At 50.6% G+C, this 16,967-nt stretch carries 18 protein-coding genes; all 18 read left to right on the forward strand.

From position 1 onward, the window contains the following. Nucleotides 1-112 precede the first annotated feature (112 nt). Nucleotides 113-1,765: an anaerobic glycerol-3-phosphate dehydrogenase subunit A gene (glpA, locus tag HPC37_RS08555; RefSeq protein WP_208122732.1), complete on the forward strand. Its 1,653-nt coding sequence runs from the start codon at nucleotides 113-115 to the stop codon at nucleotides 1,763-1,765. Further along, nucleotides 1,755-3,029, forward strand: a complete 1,275-nt coding sequence (glpB, locus tag HPC37_RS08560) for a glycerol-3-phosphate dehydrogenase subunit GlpB (RefSeq protein ID WP_208122733.1) — start codon at nucleotides 1,755-1,757, stop codon at nucleotides 3,027-3,029. Before glpA ends, glpB begins: the two co-directional genes overlap by 11 nt. A 1-nt stretch (nucleotide 3,030) precedes the next feature. Next, the gene (gene glpC / locus HPC37_RS08565) at nucleotides 3,031-4,290 is read left to right on the forward strand and encodes an anaerobic glycerol-3-phosphate dehydrogenase subunit GlpC (protein WP_208122734.1); all 1,260 of its coding nucleotides are present in this window, start codon (nucleotides 3,031-3,033) and stop codon (nucleotides 4,288-4,290) included. Nucleotides 4,291-4,392: 102 nt separating this feature from the next. After that, nucleotides 4,393-5,175, forward strand: coding sequence for a DeoR/GlpR family transcriptional regulator (locus HPC37_RS08570; RefSeq protein WP_208122735.1), 783 nt, complete (start codon nucleotides 4,393-4,395; stop codon nucleotides 5,173-5,175). Further along, a complete protein-coding gene (locus HPC37_RS08575) occupies nucleotides 5,172-5,846 on the forward strand; it encodes a DNA-3-methyladenine glycosylase I (RefSeq protein WP_208122736.1) in 675 nt (224 codons plus the stop codon). The genes HPC37_RS08570 and HPC37_RS08575 overlap by 4 nt, the downstream gene beginning before the upstream one ends. A 109-nt stretch (nucleotides 5,847-5,955) precedes the next feature. Continuing rightward, nucleotides 5,956-6,396, forward strand: a complete 441-nt coding sequence (locus HPC37_RS08580; protein ID WP_208122737.1) for a hypothetical protein — start codon at nucleotides 5,956-5,958, stop codon at nucleotides 6,394-6,396. A 74-nt stretch (nucleotides 6,397-6,470) separates the two neighbouring features. Next, a complete protein-coding gene (gene mioC, locus HPC37_RS08585; protein WP_208122738.1) occupies nucleotides 6,471-6,908 on the forward strand; it encodes an FMN-binding protein MioC in 438 nt (145 codons plus the stop codon). 339 nt (nucleotides 6,909-7,247) lie between these two features. Next, nucleotides 7,248-9,140 (forward strand): tRNA uridine-5-carboxymethylaminomethyl(34) synthesis enzyme MnmG, encoded by a 1,893-nt coding sequence (gene mnmG / locus HPC37_RS08590; RefSeq protein WP_208122739.1) that lies wholly within the window; start codon nucleotides 7,248-7,250, stop codon nucleotides 9,138-9,140. 2 nt (nucleotides 9,141-9,142) lie between these two features. Then, the gene (gene rsmG, locus HPC37_RS08595) at nucleotides 9,143-9,760 is read left to right on the forward strand and encodes a 16S rRNA (guanine(527)-N(7))-methyltransferase RsmG (protein ID WP_208122747.1); all 618 of its coding nucleotides are present in this window, start codon (nucleotides 9,143-9,145) and stop codon (nucleotides 9,758-9,760) included. Nucleotides 9,761-9,967: 207 nt separating this feature from the next. Continuing rightward, nucleotides 9,968-10,348 (forward strand): ATP synthase subunit I, encoded by a 381-nt coding sequence (locus HPC37_RS08600; RefSeq protein ID WP_208122740.1) that lies wholly within the window; start codon nucleotides 9,968-9,970, stop codon nucleotides 10,346-10,348. A 21-nt stretch (nucleotides 10,349-10,369) separates the two neighbouring features. Then, a complete protein-coding gene (gene atpB, locus HPC37_RS08605; protein WP_208122741.1) occupies nucleotides 10,370-11,167 on the forward strand; it encodes a F0F1 ATP synthase subunit A in 798 nt (265 codons plus the stop codon). Nucleotides 11,168-11,220: 53 nt separating this feature from the next. After that, nucleotides 11,221-11,475 carry a F0F1 ATP synthase subunit C gene (gene atpE / locus HPC37_RS08610; RefSeq protein WP_208118608.1) on the forward strand — a complete coding sequence of 85 codons (255 nt, stop codon included), beginning with the start codon at nucleotides 11,221-11,223 and terminating at the stop codon, nucleotides 11,473-11,475. A gap of 52 nt (nucleotides 11,476-11,527) precedes the next feature. Beyond that, nucleotides 11,528-11,998 carry a F0F1 ATP synthase subunit B gene (gene atpF / locus HPC37_RS08615; RefSeq protein WP_208120779.1) on the forward strand — a complete coding sequence of 157 codons (471 nt, stop codon included), beginning with the start codon at nucleotides 11,528-11,530 and terminating at the stop codon, nucleotides 11,996-11,998. 13 nt (nucleotides 11,999-12,011) lie between these two features. After that, nucleotides 12,012-12,545, forward strand: a complete 534-nt coding sequence (gene atpH, locus HPC37_RS08620; protein WP_208122748.1) for a F0F1 ATP synthase subunit delta — start codon at nucleotides 12,012-12,014, stop codon at nucleotides 12,543-12,545. A gap of 12 nt (nucleotides 12,546-12,557) precedes the next feature. Further along, entirely contained in the window at nucleotides 12,558-14,099 is a 1,542-nt protein-coding gene (gene atpA / locus HPC37_RS08625) for a F0F1 ATP synthase subunit alpha (protein ID WP_208122742.1), read from the forward strand. Between the two features lie 25 nt (nucleotides 14,100-14,124). Continuing rightward, nucleotides 14,125-14,991 (forward strand): F0F1 ATP synthase subunit gamma, encoded by an 867-nt coding sequence (gene atpG, locus HPC37_RS08630; protein WP_208122743.1) that lies wholly within the window; start codon nucleotides 14,125-14,127, stop codon nucleotides 14,989-14,991. 19 nt (nucleotides 14,992-15,010) lie between these two features. After that, complete coding sequence (gene atpD / locus HPC37_RS08635) at nucleotides 15,011-16,390, forward strand: F0F1 ATP synthase subunit beta (RefSeq protein ID WP_208122744.1); 1,380 nt, start codon at nucleotides 15,011-15,013, stop codon at nucleotides 16,388-16,390. 31 nt (nucleotides 16,391-16,421) lie between these two features. Next, nucleotides 16,422-16,850 (forward strand): F0F1 ATP synthase subunit epsilon, encoded by a 429-nt coding sequence (locus HPC37_RS08640; protein WP_208122745.1) that lies wholly within the window; start codon nucleotides 16,422-16,424, stop codon nucleotides 16,848-16,850. Nucleotides 16,851-16,967 lie beyond the last annotated feature (117 nt).

Below are 16,967 nucleotides of genomic sequence, written 5' to 3' on the forward strand. Positions count from 1 at the left end.
GTGATCCAGGTTTCATTTTAATGTTTGTTTTTGCGCTTTTTGGTGCAAATGCTGTAGTAATCCCTTACAATGTGTCTAGTTATTTTCTAAAACGAACATTTAAGGGGGCGTTATGCAGCGGACACAAACGGATGTCATCATCATTGGTGGGGGTGCAACCGGTGCTGGCATTGCGCGCGACTGCGCCTTACGCGGGCTCAGTTGTGTCTTGCTTGAACGACGCGACATTGCCACCGGTGCCACCGGGCGCAACCATGGCCTGCTGCACAGCGGCGCGCGTTATGCCGTCAACGACCCCGAATCGGCGCGCGAGTGCATTGAAGAAAACAATGTTCTAAAACGAATTGCCAGCCACTGCATTGACGATTCCAAAGGCTTGTTCATCACCTTGCCTGAAGACGACCTTGACTTCCAAAAGCCGTTTATTGAAGCCTGCCAGCAAGCGGGCATTGACGCCTTGGCCATTGACCCTGCTCTCGCCCGCCGCCTTGAGCCTTCCGTTAATCCCAATTTGATTGGCGCGGTGGTGGTGCCCGATGGCAGCATTGACCCGTTTCGCCTCACCAGCGCCAATATGCTTGATGCCAAAGAGCACGGTGCGCAGATTTTCACCTACACCGAAGTGCGCTCGCTGATCCGCGAAGGCGCGCGTGTGATTGGCGTGCGCGCGTGGGATCATAAACATCAACTTGAGCGGGAATTTTTCGCCCCTGTTGTGATCAACGCTGGCGGCATTTGGGGCCAAGGCATCGCCGAATACGCCGATTTGAAGATCAAAATGTTCCCTGCCAAAGGGGCGTTGTTGATCATGGGCCATCGCTTAAACAATATGGTGATCAACCGCTGCCGTAAGCCAGCGGATGCCGATATTTTGGTGCCAGGCGACACCATTTGTGTGATTGGCACCACCTCCAGCCGCATTCCGTATGACCAAATTGACAATATGGTGGTCACGCCAGAAGAGGTGGACATTTTAATCAACGAGGGCGAAAAGCTCGCCCCGAGCCTGCGCCACACCCGTGTGCTGCGCGCTTATGCCGGCGTGCGCCCGCTGGTGGCCAGTGACGATGACCCCTCAGGGCGCAACGTCAGCCGCGGCATTGTGTTGATGGATCATGCCAAGCGTGACGGCTTGGAGGGCTTTATCACCATCACCGGCGGCAAGCTCATCACCTATCGCCTGATGGCGCAGTGGGCGACCGATTTAGCCTGTGAAAAACTCAACAAAACGGCCCAATGCGAAACCGCTGACAAACCGCTGCCAGGCTCAAATGAAAGTGCGGTCGACACCCACCAAAAAGTGATCTCCCTGCCAACACCACTGCGCCTGTCCACCGTCTATCGCCACGGCTCGCGCGCGACTAAATTGCTTGAGCAAGAGCGCCTTGACAGCAGCTTGGTGTGCGAGTGCGAGGCAGTGAGTGCCGGCGAGGTGCGCTACGCCGTGGATGAATTGAACGTGAATAATTTAGTCGATTTGCGCCGGCGCACGCGGGTGGGCATGGGCACCTGCCAAGGGGAGCTGTGCGCTTGCCGCGCGGCAGGCTTGATGGCGCGCTTTAAAGTGGCCAGCGCCGAGCAATCAACCCAGCAACTGGCGTCTTTTATGGAAGAGCGCTGGCGCGGGATTGAGCCGATTGCTTGGGGCGATGCGCTGCGTGAGGCGGATTTCACCTCGTGGGTTTATTACGGCTTGATGGGGCTCAACGACGTGCCAAGTTTGCACGCCGACCAACTACAAGGAACCGATAGCAATGAAGTTTGATAATGTGATTATTGGTGGCGGCTTGGCAGGCTTGGTGTGCGGCATCCGCTTGCAACAGGCCGGCCAACGCTGCGCGATTATTTCCACCGGCCAAAGCGCGCTGGATTTCTCCTCCGGCTCGTTTGATTTCCTAAGCCAATTGCCTGATGGCAAGCTGGTGTTCGATTTCGCACAAGGGTTGCGGGCACTGGCATCACTCCAGCCCGATCACCCCTACAGCGTGATCGGTGAAAGTGCGGTGATGGGCGCGCGCAGTGCGTTTTTAGCCTTGAAAGAAGCACTCAAGCTTAACCTGCACGGTGAGGCGGAGCACAATCACCTGCGCCTCACACCACTGGGTGCCTTGCGCCCGACTTGGCTGAGCCCGCGCAGTGTGCCGACATTTTGCCAAAATGAAGCGAAACTCGCGAAAAAACGGGTGGCGGTGCTTGGCATTGAGGGCTTTAACGATTTTCAACCGCACTTGTTGTGTGAAAATATGAAACGCATGGCGCCTTTTGTCGAGTGGGATATTCATTACGCCTATTTGCACATCCCCGAGCTTGACCACTTAAGAGGCGACGCGCGCGAGTTTCGCAGCATTAACATTTCCCAAGCCTTGGAGCATAAACTCAATTTCGAGCAACTAACCGCCGAGGTGCAAAAAGCCGCCAACGGCGCCGATCACGTGCTGCTGCCGGCGTGCTTTGGGCTGGATAATGACCAATTTTTATATCAACTCGCCAAGGCAACCGGGCTGAATTTGCACGAGCTGCCAACGCTGCCGCCATCACTGCTGGGCATTCGCCAAAACCGCACTTTACAAGCACACTTTGAGCGCTTAGGCGGGATTTTGATGAAAGGCGACAAAGTGCTCAAAGCCGAGTTTGAGCAAAGTGCGGTCAAAGGCTTGAAAACGCAACTCGCCGATGGTTTGTTGATCAAAGGTGAGCGCTATGTGCTGGCCTCGGGCAGCTTTTTCAGCAACGGCTTGATTGCCCACTTTGACCGCATTGTCGAGCCGGTGTTTGGGCTGGATGTGACCAAAAGTGATGACCGCCGCGCGTGGACGCACCACCGCTTTAGCGCGCCGCAGCCGTATCAACGCTATGGCGTGGCCATCAACGCCCACTGCCAAGCCGCGCGCCAACGTGCGGTTTGCGACAACATTTATGCCATTGGTGCGGTGGTCGCCGGCAGCGATTCGATCCACCTTGGTTGCGGCTCTGGCGTGGCGGTGGTGAGCGCGCTGGTGGCGGCTGAGCATATTTTGCAGGAGGGATAACATGGATTTACAACAACTCATTCGCCAAGCCGAGCAAACCCAAACGCAAGCCTTTCACGACAACAACTTTGAAAGCTGTATTAAATGCACCGCCTGCACCGCCGTGTGCCCTGTGTCACGGCAAAACCCGCTCTACCCCGGCCCAAAACAATCGGGCCCCGACGGCGAGCGGCTGCGGCTGAAAAACGCGGCCTTCTATGACGAGGCGTTGAAATACTGCACCAACTGCAAACGCTGCGAAGTGGCCTGCCCGTCGGATGTCAAAATTGGTGATATCATCGTGCGCGCACGCAACCGCTACGGCCAAGGCAAAGACAAGCCCGCCATTCAAAAATTGCGCGATGCCGTGCTCTCCAACACCGACATTATGGGCACGCTGTCCACCCCGTTTGCGCCGGTGGTCAACGCCATGACAGGCTTGAAGGCCACGCGCTTTTTGCTCGATAAAACCCTCGGCGTGGCCAAGCAACGCACGCTGCCGCGCTATTCTTTTGGCACCTTCCGCCAGTGGTATAAAAAAGTGGCCAAAGCCCAGCTGCAATTTCGCGAAAAAGTGGCTTATTACCACGGCTGTTACGTCAATTACAACAATCCGCAGCTTGGCAAAGAGCTGATTGAGGTGTTCAACGCCATGAACATCGGCGTGGTGCTGCTGGAAAAAGAAAAATGCTGCGGCGTGCCGCTGATGGTCAACGGCTTCCCTGAGCGGGCGAAAAAACAAGGGGTGTTTAACATTCAACAACTCGAAAGTGCGGTGTGCGACAACCACCTCACCGTGGTGGGCACCTCGTCAACCTGCACCTTAACCTTGCGCGATGAATATCACCACATTTTAGGGCTGGATAATCGCAAAGTGCGGTCAAGCGTGCATTTGGTCACCCGTTATCTTTATCAACTGCTCGATGAAGGCAAAACACTGCCGCTTAAGCCGTTGCCGCTGCGCGTGGCTTATCACACCGCCTGCCATATGGAAAAAAGCGGCTGGGTGCCCTACACCATTGAATTGCTGCGCAAAATCCCAGGGATTGAGGTGGTGATGCTCAACTCCCAATGCTGCGGCATTGCCGGCACCTATGGTTTTAAAAAAGAAAACTACGACACCGCGCAGGCGATCGGCAACAGCTTGTTTGCCCAAATTGACTCCGGCGGGTTTGATTATGTGGTGTCCGATTGCGAAACCTGCAAATGGCAAATTGAGATGTCAACCTCGCGCCAATGTTTGCACCCGATCACACTTTTAGCGATGGCATTACAAAAATAGGCAAAAACGGACTGATTTCGAACAAAAAAAAGTGCACGGTGGGTTTTTTTAGGTAAAATAATAATCACTCGATGTGAGCAAACGTGCACAGGAGAAAGGAAGATGAAACAGTCCGTCCGCCATAGCAAAATTATCGATTTAGTCAAACAACGCGGCTATATCAGCACCGAAGAGCTGGTGAGCGTGTTTAATGTCACCTCACAAACCATCCGCCGCGATCTCAACGAATTGGCTGAGAAAAACCTCATTCGTCGCCACCACGGCGGGGCGGCCTCGCCTTCCACCTCTGAAAACAGCGATTACAGCGAGCGTAAAAGCTTTTTCTCGCAAGAAAAACGCGCCATCGCGCTGCAAACGGCCAAGCTTATCCCCAATGGAGCGTCTTTGTTTATCGACATCGGCACCACCCCTGAGGCCGTGGCCCACGCGCTGCTTGACCATAAAAACTTACAAATCGTCACCAACAACCTCAACGCCGCCCACATTTTGATGCAAAATCCTGAATTTAAAATCATCGTCGCCGGTGGCAACTTGCGCGCCGATGGCGGCATTATCGGTGAGGCCACGGTGGATTTCATCTCCCAATTTCGGCTTGATTTTGCCATTCTCGGCATCAGCGCCATCGACGAAGACGGCGCGCTGTTGGATTACGACTTCCACGAAGTGCAAGTGAAAAAGGCCCTGATGCGCAGCGCACGGCAAAGCTTTTTGGTCACCGATCACTCCAAATTCAGCCGCCAAGCGATTGTCCGCCTAGGCTCGATTGCTGATGTGGATATGCTGCTGACCAACACCGCGCCACCAGAGCCCATTATCCAGCTGATGTTTGCCAAACAGCGCAACATCGCCATTTGCGACAGTGTTGAAAGCGAGATTGAGGCGTGATCTTAGAACCCTTCACGCAAATCTATCAACGCGCTTGCGCTAATCAAGGCGGCGAGCAGGCGTTGAATAGCAAACTGTGCAGCCTGAAAACACCAAACGAGCTGCGTGCCATCCCAAGCGATCGCTGGCTGGCAGAATTTACCCGCAAAGTATTCCAATGCGGCATGGTCTGGCGGGTGATCAACAACAAATGGCCAGGCTTTGAAGCGGTTTTTTGGCAGTTTGATATCGAAAAACTGCTGATGATGAGCGATGAATGGTGGGAGGAAAAAGCCCGTGATAAACGCATCGTGCGCTGCTTGTATAAAGTGATGACGATTAAAGCCAACGCGCAAATGATTTATGAAGAAAACCTCAAGTGCGGTTTTAGCGAGATGATTGCCAGCTGGCCGAGTGATGACATCACCGCACTTTGGGCTTATCTCAAAAGCCATGGCGCACGCTTAGGCGGCAACACCGGCCCCTACGCCCTGCGCGCCATGGGCAAAGACACCTTCTTTCTCACCCGCGACATCGAGGCCTATTTGCGATCCCACAACCTGATCACAGGTGGCCTGCACAGCAAACGCAGCCTCACCAACGCCCAAAACGCCTTCCTCGAATGGCAACAACAATCCCAACGCCCATTGAGCCACATCAGCCAAATTGTGGCGTGGAGTGTGGGCAAATAGCCGATTTTTTACGCAAAGATAGCGCAAAAGCGGTAAAAAAAGCACACCAATCGAACCTTTTCCCATTTCAGGACTCTAAACTATACCGAGTAACAATAAGGAACTTATGATGAAATTAACATTAAAAAACACATTTTTATTCACGGCTATTGCCTCAAGCGTGGTGTTGACAGCCTGTTCAGACAAAGAACAAGTGAAACCAGCGGCGGCAGAGCAAGAAAAACCGGCGCAAGTGGAATCACAAAAAGCCGTTGAGCAAGTCCCAGCGGTGCAAGCGGCAGAAAGTGCGGTGACCAAATACAACGGCACCATTGAAGGTGAAAAATTTGATACTTATCACTTCAAAGGGGAAAAAGGCCAAAAAGTGGTGATCAACGTCACCGGCCAAGGCCATGCTGAAGCGGTGCTCTATGGCTATGATGACTTCATGCAAAATGAGCCTTACACCTTGCCTGAAAGCGGTGATTATGAAGTGCGTGTAGTGCAACCGCGTACCTTTGCCCGCGACGGCGCAAAATCAACCTATGAGTTGACCATTGAAATCAAATAATCCAATCATCAAGCAGCCTGCGGGCTGCTTTTTTTGTGCTAACATTCGCCCACATTGACGTTTAAGGACCCTTTATGCAACAGCGCGTTTGTATTATTTCAGGCAGCACCTTGGGCACGGCGGAGTATGTCGCCGAGCACTGTGAGGATCTGCTCAATCAAGCTGGCATCCAAACCGCACTTTGCCATGGCAGCCAAGCGGCATTGGCACACTGCCACGACTACACCACCTGGCTTTTGGTCAGCTCGACCCATGGCGCCGGCGATCTGCCTGAGAATTTGGCTGATTTTTTTGATGATCTAAACCTGCCACCAGGGCTGCGCTTTGGTGTGATCGGCATTGGCAATTCCGATTACGACACCTTTTGTTTTGCGGTAGATAAAATTGAAACCGCACTTTGCCAGCGTGGCGCACAGCTCGTGTGCCCGTCTTTGCGGATTGATATTTTGCAAACGCAAGATGCTGAAAGTGCGGCGCAAGATTGGCTGCCTGAGTTTATCACCGCACTTTAAGGGCTGTGGATAAACGAGATCTTTTTTGTATAAAAGCCGTGATTATGATCTGAATAAGCTCAAAGATAAACGTGACTGTGGATAACTTGGATGCTTGTCCACAGTCAAGTGCGGTAAAAAGATCCCGTTATGCACAACTAAAATGCGCGATAAGATCTTAACATCACAGTGAAAAACGATCTTCTCAACACAAAATCGCGTGCTAATAACAAGAATAATCAAGATCTCTATATAAAAAGATCTTTATCTATAAGCGCGATCATTTTCATCAAATCCTTTTTACCCTGCCTTGAATTTACAGTAGAATAGCGGCAATTTTTTCAAGATCTGAAGGTTTTTATGATTTACAACACAACCTATGACGTGATCGTCGTCGGTGGCGGCCATGCAGGCACAGAAGCGGCCCTTGCGCCTGCCCGCATGGGGCTGAAAACACTGTTATTAACCCACAATATCGATACCCTCGGGCAAATGTCGTGTAACCCCGCCATTGGTGGGATCGGCAAAGGCCATTTGGTGAAAGAAATCGACGCCATGGGCGGGCTGATGGCCACCGCCGCTGACCAAGCGGGGATCCAATTTCGCACCTTAAATAGCTCAAAAGGCCCGGCGGTGCGTGCCACCCGCGCCCAGGCTGACCGCGTGCTATATCGCCAAGCAGTGCGTATTGCATTAGAAAATCAAGATAATTTAGATATTTTCCAACAAGAAGTGGTGGATATTTTACTCGATCAAGACCAAGCTGTAGGCGTTGTCACCAAAATGGGGCTGACCTTTCAGGCGCGATCCGTGGTGTTGACCGCGGGCACCTTTTTGGCGGGCAAAATTCACATCGGGATGGAAAATTACGCCGGTGGCCGTGCGGGCGATCCTGCCGCCACACTGCTGGCCGATCGCCTGCGTGAGCTAAAATTGCGCGTTGCACGGCTGAAAACGGGCACACCGCCGCGTTTGGATGCCCGCACAATTGATTTTTCAGTGCTGCAAGCCCAACACGGTGACCCGATCTTGCCGGTGTTTTCGTTTATGGGATCGGTTGAGCAGCACCCGCGGCAGATCCCGTGTTTTATCACTCACACCAATGAAAAAGCCCACGATCTGATTCGCGCAAACCTTGATCGCAGCCCAATGTATGCCGGCGTTATCGAAGGCATTGGGCCACGTTATTGCCCGTCGATCGAAGATAAAGTGATGCGCTTTGCCGATCGCACCAGCCATCAGATCTACCTCGAGCCAGAGGGCTTGACCAGCAATGAGATCTACCCAAATGGGATCTCAACCAGTTTGCCGTTTGATGTGCAAATGGGCGTGGTCAACGCCATGCCGGGGCTTGAAAACGCCCGCATTGTCAAACCCGGCTATGCGATTGAATACGACTACTTCGACCCTAGGGATCTCAAACCCACGCTGGAAACCAAAGCGATTAAGGGCTTGTTTTTTGCCGGCCAAATCAACGGCACCACCGGCTACGAAGAGGCCGCCGCGCAAGGTTTGCTGGCCGGGATCAACGCCGGGCTTTATGTGCAAGGCAAGGCGGCCTGGTATCCGCGCCGGGATCAAGCCTACCTTGGCGTGCTGGTCGACGATCTCTGCACGCTCGGCACCAAAGAGCCCTATCGTGTGTTTACCTCACGCGCGGAATACCGCTTGTTGCTGCGGGAAGACAACGCCGATAGCCGCTTGACACCGATTGCTCATGAACTGGGGCTGATTGATCCAGCGCGCTGGGCACGCTTTGAGCAAAAACAAGAGAATATCGCGCGTGAGCAACAACGCCTGCGCGAGATTTGGATCCACCCGCAATCCGCCCACTTAAGTGCGGTCAATCAACTGCTGAAAACCCCGCTCACCCGTGAGGCCAGTGGTGAAGATCTGCTGCGCCGGCCTGAGGTGAATTACCAAAACCTGACCGCACTTGAGGTTTTTGCGCCCGCGTGTAGTGACCAAGAAGCCGCTGAACAGGTGGAAATTTCGATTAAATATCAAGGCTATATCGAGCATCAGCAAGAAGAGATCGCCCGCCACAAGCGCCATGAGAGCACCGCGATTCCAGAGTCGTTTGATTATGACAAAGTCACGGGGCTGTCTAACGAGGTGCGTGCGAAGTTGCTGCAACATCGCCCGGTGTCAATTGGCCAGGCCTCTCGCATTTCAGGCGTGACGCCGGCGGCAATTTCGATATTGCTGGTCAATTTGAAAAAGCAAGGTATGCTTAAGCGTGGTGATGAATGAGTTTGCTTGCACGTTTAGAGGCCCTTTTAAGCCAGACCGCACTTTGCGTTTCGCTCTGCCAGCGTGAGCAGCTGGTGGCCTATGTTGAACTGCTGGATAAGTGGAACAAAGCCTATAATCTCACCTCCGTGCGAGATCCCGCCGAGATGCTGGTGAAACATATCATGGATAGCCTGGTTGTGAGTGAGCACTTACAAGGCCAGCGCTTTATCGATGTTGGCACCGGCCCTGGCCTGCCGGGGATTCCGCTGGCCATTATTAACCCTGATAAACAGTTCACCTTGCTTGACAGCCTGGGCAAGCGGGTGCGCTTTTTGCAGCAGGTGGTTTTGAAGTTAGGGCTTACTAACGTCACGCCAGTGCAAAGCCGGGTGGAGGATTATCACAACGGTCAGTTTGACGGCGTGCTAAGCCGTGCGTTTGCCTCAATGGCGGATATGACCCACTGGTGTGGCCATTTGCCCAACGCTCAGGGCCATTTTTATGCCTTGAAAGGCCATGTCACTGACGAGGAAGTGCAAGGCTTAGGTGCGGGCGTGCAACTCGATAAAAAAATTGCCCTCAAAGTGCCTGAATTGATAGGCGAGAGAAATCTCGTGGTGTTGTCAAAGGTTGCGTGATTATACGAAAAACGTCAATTTTGCTATTTTTGTGACTAAACGTAAAAATTTTTAATAAATGTTATCTAGGTAACACTTTTCGCGCCTTTAATCGTTGCAATAATCAATTCTAACCGTATAATTTAACGTGATTTGTTACCCATTATGCAAACGTGATTTGCGCAATGGGGCGTAAGCAGGCACAAAAGAGAGGTTAAGGGCCTTGCAATGTCAGCAGTGATGGCAAAAAGCCAACAATTATACAAAAACGTTTTGCTTGTCACCTTGTTGCTGGCAGTTGGCCTGACCGCACTTTTGTGGGGCTTTGGCTTAGCGGCGTGGTCATTTATGTTAGGCTGCGCGGTGGCTTGGCTTTCGCAGCTGGCCTTTGTGGTGTTTTTATTTGCTCGCCAGCGCTCGTTGGCAATGAATGCCAAAGTCAAAGCGCTCTATCAAGCGCAAGGCGTGAAATTTGCTGTCACTGTGGTGCTCTTTATCATTGTGCTGCGCACCGTTCACGTGCATGCTGGGGCGTTTTTTAGTGGCTATTTGCTGATCATTTTATGTCATGGTGTGTTGCCTTTTTTGCTTTCAAAAGGCAAACGTTAATTCATTTAAGTAGGAAATTGTATGTCTGCCGAAGGTTCGCTAACATCTAATGAGTATATCCAACACCATCTTACCTTCCTTACCACAGGTGATGGCTTTTGGTCTTTCAACATCGATTCCATGTTCTTTGCTATTGTCACCGGCGTGATTATGTCGCTGGTGCTCTATTCTGTGGCGAAAAAGGTTTCCCACGGTGTGCCAGGCAAGCTGCAATGCGCGGTGGAAATGTTGGTGGAATGGGTCAACGGCATTGTGGTGGAAAACTTCCAAGGCAGCCGTAATTTCATCGCGCCACTGGGGCTTACTGTATTTATCTGGGTGTTGATGATGAACACCATCGACTTAATCCCAGTGGATTATTTGCCACAAGTGGCTCACCTCTTAGGCCTTGAGCATTTGCGTGCAGTGCCAACTGCGGATATCAACATCACCCTTGGTATGTCATTGGTGGTGTTTGTGCTGATTATCTTCTACACCATCAAATCTAAAGGCGTGGGCGGTTTTGTCAAAGAATATACCATGCACCCGTTCAATCACCCGCTACTGATTCCAGTTAACTTGCTGCTTGAAAGCGTGACCTTGATTTCTAAACCGATTTCATTGGCGCTGCGTCTTTTCGGTAACCTTTATGCCGGTGAGCTGATTTTTATCTTGATTGCGGTGACCTACTCCGCTGGCTATTTGATTGCCAGCCTCGGTGCAGGGTTGCATTTGGTGTGGGCGATTTTCCACATTTTGATCGTGGTGCTGCAAGCGTTTATCTTTATGATGTTGACCATTATTTATGTGAGCATCGCTTATAACAAAGCGGATCACTAATGTTTTTTAACCTAGCATTTTGCTAACTTTTAACTTAACTATGGAGAAAATCAATGGAAACTGTAATTAGTGCAACAATTATTGCCTCTGCAATTATGCTGGCTTTTGCGGCGTTGGGTACGGCTATCGGCTTCGGTCTTTTGGGTGGTAAATACCTTGAGTCAGCAGCACGCCAACCAGAACTGGCAAACTCATTGTTAACTAAAATGTTCATCGTGGCAGGTCTTTTGGATGCGATTGCGATGATTGCGGTTGGTATCGGTTTGTATTTCGCGTTCGTAAACCCATTTGTTTCATTGCTAGGCTAATCCAACAGCTACTCGTAGTGAGTCATAAACCACTTTTTAAGGAGGTAGCGTTGTGAATATTAACGCAACACTCATCGGACAATCTATTGTATTCCTCATTTTTGTGTGGTTTTGCATGAAGTTTGTCTGGCCACCCGTGATCAAAGCCATTGAAGCACGTCAAAGCCAGATCGCCAATGCTTTAGCCTCCGCTGAAGAAGCGAAAAAACAACAAGCTGACACCAAAGTGCTGGTTGAGCAAGAGTTGGCAGAAGCGAAAAAACAAGCACAAGAAATCATTGATTTGGCAAACAAACGCCGCAATGAAATCCTCGATGAAGTGCGCGGCGAAGCCGAAGCTGTCAAAGCGAAAATCATTGAGCAAGGCTATGCTGAAGTGGATGCCGAACGCAAACGTGCGCGCGAAGAGCTGCGTGTGCAAGTGGCATCACTGGCACTGGCGGGTGCAGAAAAAATTGTTGGGCGCAATGTAGATGAAGCGGCCAACAACGATATTATCGATAAACTCGTTGCAGAACTATAAGAAGGTGGGGCTAATGTCAGAATACATCACAGTAGCACGCCCCTATGCACATGCCGCATTTGATTTTGCATTAGAACATAATGCGTTAGACAAATGGCTTGAAATGCTTAAATTCGCGGCAGCGGTTGTTGCCAATGACGATATGCAGCAGTTTTTAAAAGCGGCATCGTCAAGTGAAAAAGCGGCCAACACGGTCATTGAGATTTGTGGAGAGCAGCTTTGTCAACACGGGCAAAATTTTATCCGTGTGTTGGCTGAAAACAACCGCCTGCTGGCATTGCCTGAGGTGTTGGCTCTCTTTGAGCAGCTCGTCGACGAGCAAAATGCCTTGGTGGATGTTGAGGTGATTTCAGCCAAACCGCTTAGCGAAAAACAGCAGCATGATATTCTCCAAGCAATGGAAAAAAGGCTTGCTCGAAAAGTTAAATTAAATTGTCGCATTGATGAAAGTTTAATTGGTGGTGCCATCATCAAAACCCAAGGGTTTGAAATCGACGGCTCCAGCCGCGGTCAGCTTGATCGCCTAGCCAATGCGTTACAATTATAAGAGGAATCGAAAATGCAACTAAATTCAACAGAAATTAGTGATTTAATTAAAAAACGCATTGCTGATTTTGATGTCAGTAGTGAAGCGCGCAATACCGGTACGATCGTATCGGTGAGCGACGGCATCATCCGTATCCACGGGTTAAGCGATGTGATGCAAGGGGAAATGATCGCCTTGCCTGGCAACCGTTATGCCATTGCGCTCAACCTTGAACGCGACAGTGTGGGTGCGGTGGTCATGGGGCCATACATCGACTTGGCAGAAGGCATGCAAGTAGAATGCACCGGCCGTATTTTGGAAGTGCCTGTTGGCCGCAACTTGCTCGGCCGTGTGGTCAACACTCTCGGTGAACCAATTGATGGCAAAGGCGAAATCGAAGCGGAAGCCTTTTCGCCAATTGAGGTGATTGCACCGGGTGTAATCGACCGTAAATCCGTTGACCAACCTGTGCAAACTGGTTATAAAGCGGTGGACTCCATGGTGCCAATCGGCCGTGGCCAACGTGAGTTAATCATCGGTGACCGTCAAACCGGTAAAACCGCACTTGCCATCGATGCCATCATCAACCAACGTGATTCTGGCATCAAATGTATCTATGTTGCCATCGGGCAAAAAGCCTCAACAATCGCCAACGTGGTGCGCAAATTAGAAGAACATGGCGCACTGGCCAACACCATCGTAGTGGTTGCATCAGCGGCGGAATCTGCAGCGTTGCAATATTTGGCGCCGTATGCAGGCTGTGCCATGGGTGAATTTTTCCGTGACAACGGTGAAGATGCCCTGATTGTTTATGATGACTTGTCAAAACAAGCAGTGGCTTATCGTCAAATTTCCTTGTTGTTGCGCCGTCCGCCAGGCCGTGAAGCGTTCCCTGGGGATGTGTTCTATCTTCACTCCCGCTTGCTTGAACGTGCCGCGCGTGTTAATGCTGAGTACGTTGAAAAACACACCGAAGGCCGCGTGAAAGGCAAAACAGGCTCATTGACCGCATTGCCGATCATTGAAACCCAAGCCGGTGACGTTTCTGCGTTCGTACCAACCAACGTGATCTCCATCACCGACGGGCAAATCTTCCTTGAGTCTGACTTGTTCAACTCCGGTATTCGCCCAGCGGTTAACCCAGGGATCTCAGTTTCCCGTGTAGGGGGTGCTGCGCAAACTAAAGTGATCAAAAAACTCGCTGGTGGTATCCGTACCGCACTTGCACAATACCGTGAATTGGCGGCGTTTGCGCAATTTGCCTCAGACCTTGACGAAGCCACTCGTAAACAGTTGTCGCACGGACAAAAAGTAACCGAATTGCTCAAACAACCACAATACAGCCCGCTTAGCGTTGGCCAACAAGCGTTGTTGTTGTTCGCGGTTGAATTTGGCTACCTCGACGATGTGGAAATTGACCGCATTGGCGCATTTGAAGAAAGTCTATTGAATTTTGCCCAACACAACGAAAGCGAGTTCTTAAAAGAGCTTTCTCAATCGGGCGATTACAACGACACCATTAAAGATAAACTGAAAGCTATCTTAGACACCTTTAAAGCGAAAGGGTCCTGGTAAGTCAAGACTTTCAACGGAGGATTAAATGGCTGGAGCAAAAGAGATAAGAACCAAAATTGCCAGTGTGAAAAGCACGCAAAAAATCACCAAGGCAATGGAAATGGTTGCTGCTTCAAAAATGCGTAAAACGCAAGAAAGAATGTCGCACTCGCGGCCTTATTCATCTGCTATACGCAATGTGATAAGCCACGTATCCAAAGGTAACATTGAATATCACCACCCTTTTTTACAAGAGCGTGATATCAAAAAAGTCGGCGTGTTAGTCGTGTCCACTGACCGTGGTTTGTGCGGGGGCTTGAACATCAATATGTTTAAAATCGCACTTAACCAATTTAAACAGTGGAAAGATAAAAAAATCAGTGTTGAAATTGCATTGATCGGCTCAAAAGGCATTAGCTTTTTCCACTCCCTTGGCCTGAAAGTCCACGGACAAACCTCAGGCATGGGGGATACCCCATCGGTTGAAGAGATCATCGGTATCGCCAATACCATGTTTGATGCCTACAACCAAGGTGAGATTGATGCCATCTATGTGATTTACAACAAATTTATCAACACGATGTCGCAAAAACCTGTGGTACAACAACTCGTGCCGTTGCCAGAGCTTGAAGAAGACAAAGTCAAACCTCAAGCCAACTGGGATTACATCTATGAGCCGAATGCAAAATTCCTGCTCGACAACTTGCTTACTCGCTATTTAGAGTCGCAAGTGTATCAAGCCGTGGTGGAAAATTTGGCCTCAGAGCAAGCAGCACGAATGGTGGCGATGAAGTCTGCGACCGATAATGCAGGCAACTTGATTAGCGACTTGCAGCTTGTTTACAACAAAGCGCGTCAAGCTAGCATTACAAATGAATTGAATGAAATTGTTGCCGGTGCGGCCGCAATTTAGAGAATATAAGAGGAACGGTATGGCAACAGGTAAAATTGTACAAATCATCGGTGCCGTCATTGACGTTGAATTCCCACAAGACAGTGTACCAAAAGTGTATGACGCACTGAAAGTGGAAGGCGACAATGGGCTAACATTGGAAGTACAACAACAACTCGGTGGTGGTGTTGTGCGTTGTATCGCAATGGGTTCATCAGATGGTTTAAAACGCAACCTTAAAGTAGACGACTTAGGCCACCCAATTTCTGTACCCGTGGGCGTGAAAACCCTAGGTCGTATCATGAACGTGCTCGGTGAGCCAATCGATGAATTAGGCCCAATTGGCGAAGAAGAACGCTGGTCTATCCACCGCGAAGCACCAAGCTACGAAGAACAATCCAACAGCACCGAATTGCTCGAAACCGGCATCAAAGTTATCGACTTGGTTTGCCCGTTTGCGAAAGGGGGTAAAGTGGGCCTGTTCGGGGGTGCGGGTGTAGGTAAAACCGTAAACATGATGGAGCTTATCCGTAACATCGCGATCGAGCACTCAGGTTACTCCGTGTTTGCAGGGGTGGGTGAACGTACCCGTGAAGGTAACGACTTCTACCACGAAATGCAAGAATCCAACGTATTGGATAAAGTATCCCTGGTTTACGGCCAAATGAATGAGCCACCAGGCAACCGTTTGCGCGTGGCGCTCACCGGCTTGACCATTGCGGAAAAATTCCGTGATGAAGGCCGTGATGTGCTCTTCTTCGTGGATAACATCTATCGTTATACCCTTGCAGGGACAGAAGTGTCAGCGTTGCTCGGCCGTATGCCATCAGCGGTAGGTTATCAGCCAACCTTGGCCGAAGAAATGGGTGTGCTGCAAGAGCGTATCACCTCCACCAAAAAAGGCTCTATCACCTCTATCCAAGCGGTGTATGTGCCTGCGGATGACTTGACTGACCCGTCACCGGCAACGACCTTTGCGCACTTGGATGCCACCGTGGTATTGAGCCGTCAAATCGCCTCACTGGGTATTTACCCAGCGGTGGATCCGCTTGATTCCACCTCGCGTCAGCTTGACCCATTAGTGGTCGGTAAAGAGCACTACGAGGTCGCCCGCGGCGTGCAGTCAACCTTGCAACGTTATAAAGAATTGAAAGACATCATCGCCATTTTGGGTATGGATGAACTCTCTGAAGAAGACAAACTGGTGGTGGCCCGCGCCCGTAAAATCGAGCGTTTCTTGTCACAACCGTTCTTCGTGGCAGAGGTGTTCACCGGCAGCCCAGGTAAATATGTCTCGTTGAAAGACACTATCGCTGGGTTTAAAGGCATCCTTGATGGCCAATACGATGAAATCCCAGAACAAGCGTTCTATATGGTTGGCTCAATTGATGAAGTATTGGCGAAAGCCGAGAAAATGTAATTGTCCCTTAACGTTAACCTAGGAGGGAAAAATGGCATCTTCATTTGAGCTGAATGTGGTCAGTGCCGAGGAGCATATCTTTTCGGGCACGGTGAACAGCATTCAGGTGTCAGGTATCGAGGGTGAGCTTGGGATTTTGCCAGGCCACACTCCGCTGTTGACGATGATTAAGCCTGGGGTGTTGAAGATCAACGCTGAAGGCGGCGCGCAGGTGATCTATGTATCGGGTGGATTTCTTGAGGTGCAGCCGAAGGTGGTGACGATTTTGGCGGATACGGCAATTCGCGGTGAGGAGTTGGATAAAGATCGAATTCTAGCTGCGAAACGTCGCGCTGAGGAGAATGTGAGTTCTCGTCATGCGGATTCGGATTATTCGTTGATGTCGAGTAAGCTTTCTCGTGAGTTGGCAAAACTGCAAGCTTATGAGTTGACGGAGAAGCTGTCGAAGAATCGTCGTTAGTTGTTATTAGCAGTGTTTGTAAAACCGCACTTTTGTTAAAGTGCGGTTTTTTTGTTGTTCATTATTTTGCGATGGCGCTCCGCGCACTTGTTCATAACTCCGTCATGACTATCGCAA

It is taken from the genome of Spirabiliibacterium mucosae (assembly GCF_014884965.1).
GTDB lineage: Bacteria > Pseudomonadota > Gammaproteobacteria > Enterobacterales > Pasteurellaceae > Spirabiliibacterium > Spirabiliibacterium mucosae.

What these genes read in the sequence shown, in the direction of transcription:
- glpA (WP_208122732.1), top strand. Translation starts at nt 113, where the DNA reads ATGCAGCGGACACAAACGGATGTCATCATCATTGGTGGGGGTGCAACC.
- glpB (WP_208122733.1), top strand. Translation starts at nt 1,755, where the DNA reads ATGAAGTTTGATAATGTGATTATTGGTGGCGGCTTGGCAGGCTTGGTG.
- glpC (WP_208122734.1), top strand. Translation starts at nt 3,031, where the DNA reads ATGGATTTACAACAACTCATTCGCCAAGCCGAGCAAACCCAAACGCAA.
- HPC37_RS08570 (WP_208122735.1), top strand. Translation starts at nt 4,393, where the DNA reads ATGAAACAGTCCGTCCGCCATAGCAAAATTATCGATTTAGTCAAACAA.
- HPC37_RS08580 (WP_208122737.1), top strand. Translation starts at nt 5,956, where the DNA reads ATGAAATTAACATTAAAAAACACATTTTTATTCACGGCTATTGCCTCA.
- mioC (WP_208122738.1), top strand. Translation starts at nt 6,471, where the DNA reads ATGCAACAGCGCGTTTGTATTATTTCAGGCAGCACCTTGGGCACGGCG.
- mnmG (WP_208122739.1), top strand. Translation starts at nt 7,248, where the DNA reads ATGATTTACAACACAACCTATGACGTGATCGTCGTCGGTGGCGGCCAT.
- HPC37_RS08600 (WP_208122740.1), top strand. Translation starts at nt 9,968, where the DNA reads ATGTCAGCAGTGATGGCAAAAAGCCAACAATTATACAAAAACGTTTTG.
- atpB (WP_208122741.1), top strand. Translation starts at nt 10,370, where the DNA reads ATGTCTGCCGAAGGTTCGCTAACATCTAATGAGTATATCCAACACCAT.
- atpE (WP_208118608.1), top strand. Translation starts at nt 11,221, where the DNA reads ATGGAAACTGTAATTAGTGCAACAATTATTGCCTCTGCAATTATGCTG.
- atpH (WP_208122748.1), top strand. Translation starts at nt 12,012, where the DNA reads ATGTCAGAATACATCACAGTAGCACGCCCCTATGCACATGCCGCATTT.
- atpA (WP_208122742.1), top strand. Translation starts at nt 12,558, where the DNA reads ATGCAACTAAATTCAACAGAAATTAGTGATTTAATTAAAAAACGCATT.
- atpG (WP_208122743.1), top strand. Translation starts at nt 14,125, where the DNA reads ATGGCTGGAGCAAAAGAGATAAGAACCAAAATTGCCAGTGTGAAAAGC.
- atpD (WP_208122744.1), top strand. Translation starts at nt 15,011, where the DNA reads ATGGCAACAGGTAAAATTGTACAAATCATCGGTGCCGTCATTGACGTT.
- HPC37_RS08640 (WP_208122745.1), top strand. Translation starts at nt 16,422, where the DNA reads ATGGCATCTTCATTTGAGCTGAATGTGGTCAGTGCCGAGGAGCATATC.